This is a genomic window from Natrialba taiwanensis DSM 12281 (assembly GCF_000337595.1).
Taxonomy (GTDB): Archaea; Halobacteriota; Halobacteria; order Halobacteriales; family Natrialbaceae; genus Natrialba; species Natrialba taiwanensis.
Map to the genome: position 1 here is coordinate 28,886 of NZ_AOIL01000070.1, position 12,414 is coordinate 41,299.

Sequence of the window (12,414 nt, forward strand, 5' to 3'; positions counted from 1 at the left end):
TCCGACTCACAGAAACCGAGAAATGCCTCCAGACGCTGCTCAATCCACCACCCACTCCGCATCATCCGCCCGGACGGTCGCTACCTCCTCCCGATCGCCGAGCACGCGAAAGACGAACCCCGCATCGTCCCGTTCGAACTGCAGATCGATCGTCGTGACATCCGTACTGAACTCTGCTACCTCAGATGGTGATCCGTCCCGCGATGCAGGCGCTTCGAGGCCGTAGTCCTCGTATGCGACCTGTGTCGAGGCGACGATCATGTCTTCCGCATCGTATACGTCCGCATCGATCCCGCTTGTATCCGTCTCTCGAATCTCGAGTCGGTACGTCTGAATCGGCATAGTGACCGTTCTCCCGGGCATCAGATGGCGATACGGCTTACATGCGCATGCGTCACAGCTCAGACAGCACAGGCACAACTGACGGCCAGATCACACCGACTCGTAGGGGCCAAGCCGGGTCCCATCGAGGAGATACGCCTCACCGTCGGCGAGTCCGTCCGGAAGAAACGGCGAGAGGAACGACTGCTCCGGCAGGTTCACCCACGTTCCGCCGACGAGTTCATTGAACGCCGGGAGGACGATAATCTGCGGCGGCTCAGCCCGTGAATCGTCCGCAAGCCACGGCAGCGTCGTTCCAAAGTGGTCGCGAAACGGGTCCGGATCGAGCCGACCGCGGAGCCAGACGCGTTCGACGCGACTCCCGCCGACTTCGTCTTCGAGGCGGACGCACGGGTGTTCGTGACCAAGACAGACGACTGATGAGTCGAGAACGGCGCGTGAGGGCCAGGTGTGTCCGTGACAGACGCCGACGGAACGTTCAGAATCATCGGGGCCGAGCGCGATCCCGTCGCCGGAAACGATAGTGAGCGACCCTGTCTGCGAGTCCGTCGAGGGAGCCGCCCCATCAGCTGGCTCTAGCCACGTCTCGATCACACCGTCGTGATTACCTTTCACGATCGTCACGTCGAGCGATCGCAACGGTTCGGATTCGAAGAGCACCTCGAGTTCACCGCGCTCGGCACCGCCGGGATCGACGATCGAATGCATGAGATCGCCGAGGACGACGAGGCGGTCGGGATCGGTGCGCTCGATGAGCGAAGAGAGGCGGTCGCGGCGCTCGGGGGCGTGACTGGGGACGTCGACGCCGCGTTCGTACCGCAAGCCGGCTTCATAGCCGGCGTGGTAGTCTGCAACGAGAAGCGCCCGCTCGGTCCCGAGATCGGCGAGTGCGGCCGGCTGGCCGGGGACGGGTTCGACGTGGGTGGCCGGAGTCTCGTTCTCGTGGATATCGGGCGGGCGGGAGTCTCGCATGCCGAACTCGATCAGATCGCTTTGAGCGTTTCGTCACCCGATTCGTAGCACTGCCCGCCCATCAATGCATCCTGAATCGCGTCTTCGATGTCTGCCTCGGACGTGCCGGTGTCGGCGGCGACGGTTTCGATCAGTTCCGTGCGGTCCGCCCCGTCGCCGTCGTCTAAGTCTTCCATCGTGTCCACGACGTGCGCCTGGAGGTCGACAGTTTCTGCCTCCTCGGTTTCTTCGGCCTCAGCCTCGTCCGCATCGGCCGCGGCCGCGTCACTCGTGCCATCGTCCGGTTCCGGCTCTGGCTCCGGTTCCGCTTCGTCGTCTTCCTCGGATTCGGTCTCGAGATTCGACGCCGGCGGTGCACCGAGATCGTCGCTCGAACTCGAACTCGTCCCCGTATCCGTCTCCGCTTCCGTCGCTGTCGCCGCTTCGCTCGATTCACCATCGCCAGCCGTCGCATCGGCGTCGGCGTCGGTGACATCCGCAGCGTCCGGCACATCGATGTCCGCTTCGCCCGGATCGTCGACTTCGGTTCCCGTCGTGAACTCGGTCCCGAACTCGTCTTCGATCTGCTCGCGCTCTTCGTCGTCCATCTCGTACATGCCGCTGTCACCGGGATCGGGATCGGGACCGGAACTGGAACCGGTATCGACATCAGCATCAGCATCGGCATCGAAGTCGCCGAGCGATTCGGACCCTACATCATCGGCTTCGGTCGATTCGGCCGTGTCATCCGCGGTATCCTCGGAATCTACAGTCCCTTCGGTACCGGTAGTCTCCTCGGGATCCGTCGTACCGGCTTCAGTCGCCGCCCCCTCGGAGGCATCCGTTTTTTCGCTCGCTGCAGCCGTCTTACTCTCGTCCGACTCGAGTTCATCGTCCGTCGTCGCCTCGGCAGTGGCCTCGTCACCGGACTCGTCGAGATCGACGCTTGTCGTTTCCGTCTCGGTCGCCGTGCCGGTGGCGGCCGCCGTCTCGTCGGTGCTTGCCGGTCCGTCGCCCGCTGTTGCCGTTGCCGCGGTGGCCGTGTCGGCTGTCTCCGACTCGGCGTCCGTCGCTCCACCAGCGCCACCAACGAGTTCATGCTCGTCGATATCGAGGCCGTCGCTGGCGGTAAGCGACGCGAGCGAGTCGAAAGTCGCGTCCCCGCCCGTCTCGTTCGGTCGAACGGTGAACTCGCCGACCTCGTCGCGGTCGTTCGCGACGACTTCGACCGCCTCTATCGCACAGTCGCAAAGCGCGGCGAGGTACGACGGCGTCGTGCCGTAGTGGTCCCGTGCGAGCGGGATGCCCGCCGCGAGGCCGAACTCGACGCCGGCCTCGCGCAGGGCGTCGGTCACTCCGTCGTCGCTCGCGTCCGGCAGCGAGTCGAGCGTCGCGGCCTCGGCGTAGGTGCCGATGCGATCGATGGTCTGTTCGGCCGTGGTGACGACCCACCGGTCGCGCGTTGCGGCGTCGACCGCGGCGATGCTCTCCGGCCGAATCGACGTGTAGACGCGGTCGCCGTCGTCGGGTTCGAACGTGCGAGCTTTGCCGGTCACCGCGACGAACGCCGGCGGTTCGACCTGCTCTAAGAAGGCCAGCGCATCGGGCTGGTACTGCCCGGCGTAGACGACGAACGCACCCGACGGATCGACGACGCGGGCGCGAACCATCTCGTCGTTGACCGCCGTGACCTCGGTGAGCGTCCCGACGGCGAAGACGCGGTTGACCCGGGCACCGGTCGGTGAAACGACGTAGTTCGGCGCGCGCTCCTCGTCGCTCTCCGCGTACGACAGCGAGCCATCGTCGTACTCCGCCGCGAAGAGCCGATAGGCGATCTCGCGGCCCGGAATCTCCTCGTCGTCGGAGCCGTTTGCGCTCATGCGTCCACCTCCTCGGCGTCCGCGCCATCATCGATCTCCGCTACCTTCTCAACCGCCTCGAGGAAGGTGCGTGCACGCGCCTGCGGATCGTCGTCGCTCTCCCCGAAGCGTTCCGCGTCGAGATTCGCCCCGTACTCATCAACCGAGAGGTGTCCGCGCACGCTGAACTCGCGGCCGACGATGCGCTCGCGGATCGTGTCGGCGACGACCGACTGGTCCATCGCCTCGCGCGCTTGCTCGAGGGCGTCATCGAGGGTGCCGCCGTAGACATCTGCGGTCAGTTCGTCGTCCAGTACGACCGTGACGGTGCCGGTGCCGTCGTCGAGGATCGCCTTCACGCGAAGGTCGTCGATCCCGTCGACGTCGCCGTGGGTCCGGCACTGCCCTTTCTGAATGACGCGGTAGCACTCCGGACAGCGCTGGATAATTCCGGAGCCGTCCCGCACCGCGATCACGTTGCCGACGAGTTCAACGTCGTAGATGCCACCGGTTTCGACGGCCTCGCGGATCGCCATCGTCGTCGTATCAGCGCCGACCTCGATCTCACGGTCGAGTTCGGTGACCGTCGAGAACTCGGAGACGTTGATCTCGGGGACGCCGCGGAACTCCTGGACGTAGGCGTTCTCAATGCGAACGGGGCCGCCGTCCTCGATTTCGGGGGCGGGGTCCCAGTTCGTGAACGGGAGGCGGCCGCTCTCGTCGCCGACGACGCCGCTCAGGATTTCCGTCTCGCCGTCCCGGCCGTCGATCGTCCGGCGTTCGCACTCGAGGACGGCGACCTCGACGGCTCTCGCGCGGTCTCCCGTCTGGAGGTCGGCGAGCGTCGCGTCGCCACCGATTTCCTGCGTGAGCTGCAGCGACTCGTCGACGAACGAAAGCGAGGTGCTTTCCCCGAGGTTGAGTTCGGGTTCGCCGTCCCACTCGCGGACGCCAGCGTTGCCGGCGGTGATCGTGTCGCCCGGTGAGAGCCCGAAGTCCTCCCAGGCGGTGTAGTCGATGGTGCCGGTCTCGTCGGCGAGTTCGCCTTCGACGATGACGTGGTCCGATCCCTGGTAGCGGATCGATCGCTTGCCGGCGGTCAGGACGGTACCCGTGACGGTGACGTTGCCGTCGTCGGGCGTGATATCGCCGATTTGCTTGCTCGAGGGGGAACCGCTGCCGCCGCTCGAGCCGTCGCCGTACTTTCGGCGGAGGCTCTGTTTGGCTTCGTCGACCGGAACGCTGTACTCCACGAGATTCTGCAGGTCGGATTTGACCTCCTCTTTGTCAACGCCGAGGTCGGAGGCGAGATCCTCGGCATGATCGTCGAGTTCCATCACTTGCCTTTCGTGTGGGGGCTTCAAAAGCGTTCCCGCAACGGGGTGAAAGTAAAGTGTTTGAGCGGATTTCGGCGGGCCGAGTTCGTCGGCGGACCGCGAACGTGACCGGATGAGGAAGCCGTTGTTAGTCCGCGTAGCCGAGCGCGGAGAGCCGTTCCTCGACGTCGCTCTCGTCTGATTCGGCCGATTCGTCGGCTGCGGTCGGCGTCTCGATCGTCTCCTCGGGGGCGTCGCCCGATCGCACAATCTGTTTTCGCTCCGTATACGGCGGAACGAACCACGGGACGGTGTTCAGTTCCGGCATCCGGATGTTCGTCGGGTGGAAGTAAACCGGGACCGGGAACGGCGTGGCCCACTCACCGAGCGCGTTTCCGTGATCGGCCGTGATTACCGTCTTTCCCGGGAGATCCTCGGCGAGCGGAACGGCTTCCTCGAGCACCCGGATCAGGTTGTCGCGATAGGCTTCCCAGAAGACGCCTTCCTCGATCTCGCCGTTTTGCAACTCCTCCCAGGCGAATCCGGGCGCATCGTCCATCGAATCTTCGAGCATCATATCCCGAAGTCCGCTCGTGATTTCGCTGTCGACATCGAGTTGCGTTTCGCCGATGAACGGGACGTGGGGCTGCATGAAGTGAGCGATCAACCGCTTGTTCGGGTAGGTGTCGTGAGCGGACCGAGCGCGTTCGGAAAGAACCGCCGGGAGAACGGTCCCTGCCTCGTCGTCCCAGTCGTCGATCCAGGCGCGATCCGTGTCGTAGAACGTGTCGTCAAGGATTCGTTTTTCGTGGGGGTTCGCGGTGACGTAGACGGTGTCGTTGTGGGTTCGCCCCTCGAAGTTCTCGGAGAGGAACTCCGGCGACGAACTGCCGCGAGACTGAAACCGGGAGAGTTCGCCGTCTAACGAGTTCTTGGTATAGATCTGCGTGAACAGATCGTATCGACAGCCGTCGAGAATAATCAGGTTGTCCCAGTCCGCATCCATGACGTACTCGCCGTCGTTTCCCCGAATCCGCTTCTGGATCGGACCGAGAACGGAGGACAGCAGAAGTTGCCGTCGCATAAAGGGAGTCGTCAGTGTTCCCTTTGCCATAGTCAGTTTTTCCTGTAGGGCCATGAATGACTGTTCATTCACAGCAGTTAAAAAATCACCGAATACGATTTCCGAAAACAACAAATCGGGTGAAAATTGGGGGTGTATACATCAAACCAGGAACAGGACGACGACTCATCCGCAGTGATTATCAGTAGTTGGTAGCGCGGTTTCTTTATTCAGTCTGCCCTCTAAATTGAGATCGGCGGTTCGTAAGGGCGTTGAGCCATGGGAAACAGGACTCTTCACAGACGCTGAGATATCCAGCAACTTCGGTAGCAATTTTTTCTGTCGTCGCTTCGACGAGATGCCCCTCTTTGCGCTCCATATCGGCATGCCGAATCGTGACGACTGTCCACGGATTTACGTAGCTCTCCCTCGGTAGACCGCCTGAAACAAAATCATCATCAGTGAGCGGGATAGCAACCGCTCGTCACGTCGTCGTGGCCGCCGCGTAGAGCGCTTCCTCGTCGTGGAACGGGTGTGTGCGATCACTCAGGCAAATGTACGGCCGGTAATCGTGGTCCGCGAGAAGGTCGGGGTCTTTTACGACCGCGCCGCGCTCGTAGACGTCTGTCATTCCTCGTCGTTGTAGTAATCGTCCGTCGTCGAAGCGGAACTGGCGTTCATCTGTGCAGCGTAGGAGGCGAGACGGTCGTCCTCGGCGATGGCCCAGTATCGGCCCCGGTGGCGAACGAGGCCGCGATCTTCAAGGCGGGAAAGTGCAGCGCCGACGCTCCCGCGCTTGATGCCGGTCGCTTCGTGGAGTTCCGTCTGCGTGAAGGCCTGATCGCTGTGGTCCGTGAGGAATTGCAGCAGCCGATACGGGTGCGTCCCTTCCTGGAGACCGAGCGCGTCCACAGGTTCTTCGTCGAACCGGTCGATGCTGATTGGCATGTGAAATAGAACGCAATATAGTGCAATAAGTCTGTGAGGAAATCCTTCGGCATCGACGGCCAGCAGGGTGAGTAGTCGCTCAACCAGCCACCAGACCACGGCTGAACGTTTCAGTGGATACGCTGGATAAAAACCATATTGCCGACTATTGTCACGGATTACGGATCACAAATCACGAGTTCACTGTGCCACCATCGGCTCGCCACTCGTGGCGGACGGATCGCCCGCCGTGGCTGCCGCCAACGGCGACGGACACCGTAGCTTCTTGGGGACTCCCGCCAGAGGAGGGCGTATGCACGTCGTCGTCAACGCCGCCACGAGTGCGGACGGCAAACTCTCCTCGCGCCGGCGCGAACAGGTCGCCATCAGCGGCGAGGCGGATTTCGACCGCGTCGACCGACTCCGGGCCGACAGCGACGCCGTCGTCGTCGGCGTCGGCACCGTGCTCGCAGACGACCCCCATCTTACCGTCAAGGACGACGCCCTGCGCGAGCAGCGCCGCGACGCAGGCGAACCGGCGAACCCCGCCCGCGTCGTCGTCGACTCCACCGGTCGAACGCCGCTCGACGCCGCCGTCCTCGACGATGCCGCGACAACGTACGTCTGCCTGACCGAATCCGCACCCGTCGAACAGCGACTGGATCTCGCCGACCGCGCCGAACTCGTGACCGCGGGCGACGAACGAGTCGACCTCCTGCGCGCCTTCGCCGCGCTCCAGAACCAGGGCCTCGAGCAGCTCATGGTCGAAGGCGGCGGCGAACTCATCTTCTCGCTGTTCGACGCCGGCCTCGTCGACGAACTCTCCGTCTTCGTCGGCCCGACGATCATCGGCGGTCGGGACGCACCGACGCTGGCCGACGGCGACGGCTTCGTCGCGGACTTTCCCGAACTTGAACTCGCGGACATCGAACGGCTTGACAACGGCGTGCTGTTACGATGGCACGTCGCGGACGAAGCCGAAACGTAAGGCCGTTCAGCACCCGCAGATCGAAATCGGCGATACAGTCGTCGTGCTGCTCACCGAGTTCGGTCGAGCGCCGCGAGCGTTTCGTCGGCGAGTTCACGCACGAGTTCAGTTGCGGGAAGAACATCGCGCGTGATGCCTGCACTCTGGCCCGCATACAGCGGCAGTTGCTCAACCTCGCCGCGTAGCTCTGGAGTGGCAAGCGAATCTTCGTATCGGCGGACTGGCGTTCCGTCTCCGGTTTCCGCGACGGTTTCGTTCGAGCCCGGACGGTCGGTTTCGGGTTCCCCTGCGGCCCGCCAGTCTGCGACGGTTTCGTTTTCGAGCACTCGGTGTGGGGCGTTCGGCCATCCCTCGTCGTAGAGGGTGGCGTAGACGGTCTCGGTTTCGCTCGCGTCGAGCACTCGCTGCCGATAGAGCCGGTGAACGCGGGCTTCGGGGGTCGCCAGGAACCGCGTACCGAGCCACGCACCGGCCGCGCCGAGCGTGAGCACGGCACCGATTCCGCGCCCGTCCGCGATGCCGCCGGCGGCGATAACCGGCGTGTCCGGCACGGCGTCGACCACGCGGGGAACCAGCGGGAGCGTCGCAACGTTGCTCTGGACGTGACCGCCGGCCTCCCAACCCTGTGCGACGATACTGTCGACCCCTGCGTCGACGGCGGCCCTCGCTTCGTCGGCGCTTCCGACGGACTGCAGTACCGTCCCGCCGTGGTCGTGAATCCGCTCGACGTAGGGTGCGGCGTCGCCGAACGAGAAGGAGAAGACATCGACTCCTTCCTCGAGACAGCATTGGATGTGCGTCTCGGTTGGAACCGTCTTCGCGTCCGGATCGACGACGATATTCACGCCGAAGACGCCGTCCGTTCGGCGGGCGGTTTCGGCGGCGACCTCGCGGGTCTGAGCTTCGTCCCGCCAGGTGACGGCTAGCATACCGAGGGCGCCGGCATCGGCGACGGCAGCAGCGAGTTCGGGACAGGTTGCACTGCCGATGGGCGCTTGCACGAGCGGCACGTCGAGGTCGAGCATTTCGGTGAGCGAGGTTTCCAGGTTCGACATAGACGAAGGGAAACGGTTCGTCGGACCGCCGCTTGAATCTGGTGCTCCCTGCGTTCGTCCGGTTGTCGGTCGATCGTCGCCCGATCGCATTCGTCCGGCCGTCGTCGTCCGGTCATCATCGTCCGCGTCCACACCCGTCACATCTATCCACCCACAGCACCTACGAGCGGGTATGGAACGAGCTACGTTCGGCGGCGGCTGTTTCTGGTGCGTCGAAGCGGCACTCGAAGCGCTCGACGGCGTCGAATCGGTCACCTCCGGCTACGCGGGCGGCCACACCGAGAACCCGACCTACGAGGAGGTCTGTTCCGGACGCACCGGCCACGCGGAGGTCGTCCAGGTCGAATACGATCCGGCCGACATCGCCTACGAGGACCTGCTCGAGGTCTTCTTTACGATCCACGACCCGACGACGAAAGACCGCGAGGGGCCCGACGTGGGCTCGCAGTACCGCTCGGCGATCTACGCCCACGACGACGAGCAACTCGAGACGGCCGAGGCCTTCGCGGCTGAACTCGAGAACGAAGGACTCTACGAGGGGATCGTCACCGAAATCGAGCCGCTCGAGACCTTCTACGAGGCCGAAGAGTACCACCAAAACTACTTCGAGAAGAACCCCAACGACGCCTACTGCTCGATGCACGCGGCACCGAAAGTCGAGAAGGTCCGCGAGAAGTTCGGCCCCGACGCAACCGCGGAGCACTGATTTTCCGACGGAGCCGAACCGGCAGTCTCGGAGCCTACTGCCTACTGCGGTGCGCTCATTCGAAAGCTTCGGTTTGAATACCGGATCCGTGGTGGCATTCACCGAACAATGCCCGTTGGAAGCCTCGGTCCGGACGACGTTATCACGGCGAATCGAGACGCTGAACTCGGCGAAATAGCGCGGCTGCTCGCGGAGGAAAACGTCGGCGCGATCGTCGTTACCGACGACGGCGGCACCGAACCCGTGGGGATCGTCACCGATCGCGACGCGGCACTTGCGATATACGACCACGACGGCGAGGATGTCGCGTCCGTGACGGTCGACGAGGCGATGACGGCCGATCCGGCGACGATCCGCGAGGACGCGGAGTCGATCGAAATCTCGAGGGCGATCGACGAACACGGGGCTCGTCGGTTCCCGGTCGTCGACGACACCGGCGAACTGACCGGAATCGTCACGCTCGACGATCTCGTCGCGACGATCGGCGAACAGCTCGACAACGTCGCCAATACGATCGAACAGCAGTCGCCGGAGTACAGTCCGTAACGCCGCTTGGTCCACAACCGTCGTTTCCAAGCGGGATTCCCCGGCAGTGAAACATACGTCCCGCTGGAGCACCTGGCTCGAGTATGGCCATCTCCACCTCGACTTCGGTTCTCGTCATCGGCGGCGGTGCAACCGGCACCGGAATCGCCCGCGACCTCGCACTCCGCGGCGTCGACGTAACGCTCGCCGAAGGCGGCGGCCTCTCGGCGGGCGCATCCGGGCGTTCACACGGCCTGCTCCACAGCGGCGCTCGCTACGCCGAGTCCGACGCGGCAGGCGCGCGCGAATGTATCGAGGAAAACCGCATTCTGCGAGATATCGCCGGCGAGTGTATTCGGGAGACGCGCGGCCTCTTCGTCCAACTGACCGACGACGACCCGGCCTACTTCGACGCGAAACGCGACGCCTGCGAGGAACTCGGTATCCCGGTCGACGTCATCGACGGCGATCTCGCACGGGACGCCGTTCCAGAACTCTCAGCCGACATCGAACGGGCGATGTGGGTCCCCGACGCCGTCGTCCTCCCCTCCCGACTCGTCGCGGCCAACGCCGCCGATGCGCGCGACCATGGCGGCGACATCCTGACCCACGCCCCGGTGAACTCGATGACCGTCGAGGACGGTCGGATCACAAGCGTCTCCCTCGGCGGCGAGTTCAGCGAGACGATCGAGCCGACGGTCGTGGTGAACGCGGCCGGCGCTCATGCGGGTGGGGTCGCCGAACTGGCGGATGTCTCGGTCGAAATGCGGCCGACACGGGGCGTGATGGTCGCGATCGAACACGGCGGGCTCGGCCCGGTGCTCAACCGCTGTCGAGAACCCGCGGACGGGGATATCGTCGTTCCCCACGAGGACGAGGTCGTTCTCGGGACGACGAGCGTCCCGGTGTCCGATCCCGACGAGTTCAGCCGCGAGGAGTGGGAGGTCGAGCAGACGATCCAGGAGTGTGCGGCGATGCTGCCGTCGGTGGCCGACGAACCACAGCTCCGGACCTGGTGGGGTGTTCGCCCGTTGTACGAGCCGGACGAGGCGGCCCGCGGGGGCCGCGGAATTTCGCGCGGCTTCTTCGAACTCGACCACGCTCACGCGGACGATGGCGTCGAGAATTTCGTCAGTATCGTCGGCGGTAAGTTGACGACGTACCGGCGGATGGCCGAATCCGTCGCTGATCTGGTCTGTGAGCGACTCGGCGTCGACGAGTCGAGTTCGACTGCAGAACGCGAGTTACCCGGCGCGTCGGAGCCGGCTGAACTCGACGCGTTCGTTCGGGAGTTCGACGGACAGGGGCCAACGGATACGGATCTCGTTGGGCGATAGGTTACTGTACCGTCTACAGGAGGCAGCTACTGGTCTCGAAGCCATGCCTCGGCGTCGTCTCGGTTGTCGAAGATCCGCGAAGTCGTGTTCTCGCCGACTTCCGAAACCATGTCTTCGACGGACATGTTGGCGACGACGCTCTCGGGTTGGACAATCGCCATGTTCCGCAAAGACGAATCGAACGCGCGTGGATGCCACTCGTCCTGGGTCCACTCGCGATCCTCCGGGGTGACCGTTCCCATTTCTCGCAGGTCGGCGAGCCAGTTCCGGGCGTTCTTCTGGATTACGAGGTCGAGCCCTTCGTCGAGGCCCTCGCGGTAGGTATCGCCCTTCGCGAAGTCCTGCCAGTTCATGACGACCGCATCGAGCGTTCGATTCCATTCGACGGTCAGCGAATCCGATTCGTAGTGTGCCATCACAGTAGTGGAGACATATATGATTTATAAGTATTTTCGCCACCTCTCCAATAGAAAACAGAATAATCGATCGTTCATATATCCCTGTGAGGTATTATATGCCGAGATATGACGGAATGACAGGTGCCCAAAATAGATATCTCTCGGCGGACCGATAGAATGACTGATGCGACTAGTCGAAGATCAGGTGGCAGTTATCACCGGCGCGGGTTCCGGAATCGGGCGCACGACTGCAAAGACGTTCGCCGACCAGGGAGCAGCCGTCGTCGTCGCGGACGTGGATACGGACGGCGGGGAGGCGACTGTCGACGCGATCACCGACGACGGCGGGGAGGCGACATTCGTTCACGCGGACGTTTCCGATCCCGAGGACGCCGAGGGGATGATCGAAACCGCCGTCAGCGAGTTCGGCGGGATCGACGTGCTCTTTAACAACGCGGCGATCGAGGGGCCCGTGTCGCGACTCGACGAGTACGACAACGACGCCTTCGAGCAGGTCATCGACGTGAACCTGAAAGGCGTCTGGTACGGAATGAAGTACGGCATCGAGGCGATGCTGGCCGACGACGGCGGCTCGATCATCAGCGCCTCCTCGATCGGCGGCGAGGTCGCCGTGCCCCAATACAGCGGCTACGGCGCGGCCAAGGCGGCCGTCGGCCAACTCACGAAGTACGCGGCGATCGAGTACGCCGAAGAGGACATCCGCGCGAACGCGATCGCTCCCGGTATCGTCCGCACGGAGATGATCGAACGGACGATCGACGAGCACCCGGAAATGGAAGCGCAGTTCCAGGAAACCGAGCCGATGCCCGGCCTCGCGGACCCGGAGGAGATCGCAAACGCCGTGCTCTTCCTCGGCTCCGACCTCTCCTCGCGCGTGACCGGGGTCACGCTCCCCGTCGAAGGCGGCTACCTCGCACAATAAGCCG

13 protein-coding genes and 1 pseudogene are annotated in these 12,414 nt (G+C 63.8%); 5 read left to right on the plus strand and 9 right to left on the minus strand.

The window, feature by feature from the left end; genetic code table 11:
* Window positions 1-39: 39 nt before the first annotated feature.
* From C484_RS20985 to C484_RS21015, 7 genes and pseudogenes are all read right to left on the minus strand, one after another.
* On the minus strand, window positions 40-342 hold the full coding sequence (locus tag C484_RS20985) for a hypothetical protein (protein ID WP_006827870.1): 303 nt from the start codon (window positions 340-342) through the stop codon (window positions 40-42).
* Window positions 343-432: 90 nt separating this feature from the next.
* A complete protein-coding gene (locus C484_RS20990) occupies window positions 433-1,314 on the minus strand; it encodes a metallophosphoesterase (RefSeq protein ID WP_006827871.1) in 882 nt (293 codons plus the stop codon).
* Between the two features lie 11 nt (window positions 1,315-1,325).
* Window positions 1,326-3,173 (minus strand): RPA family protein, encoded by a 1,848-nt coding sequence (locus tag C484_RS20995; RefSeq protein WP_006827872.1) that lies wholly within the window; start codon window positions 3,171-3,173, stop codon window positions 1,326-1,328.
* Complete coding sequence (locus C484_RS21000) at window positions 3,170-4,489, minus strand: Single-stranded DNA binding protein (protein WP_006827873.1); 1,320 nt, start codon at window positions 4,487-4,489, stop codon at window positions 3,170-3,172. The genes C484_RS20995 and C484_RS21000 overlap by 4 nt, the downstream gene beginning before the upstream one ends.
* A gap of 127 nt (window positions 4,490-4,616) precedes the next feature.
* Window positions 4,617-5,552, minus strand: a complete 936-nt coding sequence (locus tag C484_RS21005) for a hypothetical protein (RefSeq protein ID WP_006827874.1) — start codon at window positions 5,550-5,552, stop codon at window positions 4,617-4,619.
* A gap of 280 nt (window positions 5,553-5,832) precedes the next feature.
* Window positions 5,833-6,162 (minus strand): annotated as a pseudogene (locus C484_RS25070) (hypothetical protein); the annotation flags it as partial.
* Window positions 6,159-6,479, minus strand: coding sequence for a MarR family transcriptional regulator (locus C484_RS21015; protein WP_006827876.1), 321 nt, complete (start codon window positions 6,477-6,479; stop codon window positions 6,159-6,161). The pseudogene C484_RS25070 and the gene C484_RS21015, both read right to left, overlap by 4 nt.
* A gap of 292 nt (window positions 6,480-6,771) precedes the next feature.
* Here C484_RS21015 and C484_RS21020 point away from each other — a divergent pair, with 292 nt between their 5' ends.
* A complete protein-coding gene (locus tag C484_RS21020; RefSeq protein ID WP_006827877.1) occupies window positions 6,772-7,446 on the plus strand; it encodes a 2,5-diamino-6-(ribosylamino)-4(3H)-pyrimidinone 5'-phosphate reductase in 675 nt (224 codons plus the stop codon).
* 50 nt (window positions 7,447-7,496) lie between these two features.
* On the opposite strand, the gene C484_RS21025 is transcribed toward C484_RS21020, so the two are convergent.
* Window positions 7,497-8,501, minus strand: a complete 1,005-nt coding sequence (locus tag C484_RS21025) for an NAD(P)H-dependent flavin oxidoreductase (RefSeq protein ID WP_049915879.1) — start codon at window positions 8,499-8,501, stop codon at window positions 7,497-7,499.
* A 172-nt stretch (window positions 8,502-8,673) separates the two neighbouring features.
* Between C484_RS21025 and msrA the strand changes: the two genes are divergently transcribed.
* The 3 genes from msrA to C484_RS21040 all read left to right on the plus strand — a co-directional run bounded on the left by msrA (window position 8,674) and on the right by C484_RS21040 (window position 11,069).
* Complete coding sequence (gene msrA, locus C484_RS21030; RefSeq protein WP_006827879.1) at window positions 8,674-9,207, plus strand: peptide-methionine (S)-S-oxide reductase MsrA; 534 nt, start codon at window positions 8,674-8,676, stop codon at window positions 9,205-9,207.
* 108 nt (window positions 9,208-9,315) lie between these two features.
* Complete coding sequence (locus tag C484_RS21035; RefSeq protein WP_006827880.1) at window positions 9,316-9,753, plus strand: CBS domain-containing protein; 438 nt, start codon at window positions 9,316-9,318, stop codon at window positions 9,751-9,753.
* Window positions 9,754-9,836: 83 nt separating this feature from the next.
* Complete coding sequence (locus C484_RS21040) at window positions 9,837-11,069, plus strand: FAD-dependent oxidoreductase (RefSeq protein ID WP_006827881.1); 1,233 nt, start codon at window positions 9,837-9,839, stop codon at window positions 11,067-11,069.
* Between the two features lie 26 nt (window positions 11,070-11,095).
* On the opposite strand, the gene C484_RS21045 is transcribed toward C484_RS21040, so the two are convergent.
* Window positions 11,096-11,485, minus strand: coding sequence for an STAS/SEC14 domain-containing protein (locus tag C484_RS21045; RefSeq protein ID WP_006827882.1), 390 nt, complete (start codon window positions 11,483-11,485; stop codon window positions 11,096-11,098).
* A 166-nt stretch (window positions 11,486-11,651) separates the two neighbouring features.
* Here C484_RS21045 and C484_RS21050 point away from each other — a divergent pair, with 166 nt between their 5' ends.
* Complete coding sequence (locus C484_RS21050) at window positions 11,652-12,410, plus strand: SDR family NAD(P)-dependent oxidoreductase (protein WP_006827883.1); 759 nt, start codon at window positions 11,652-11,654, stop codon at window positions 12,408-12,410.
* Window positions 12,411-12,414 lie beyond the last annotated feature (4 nt).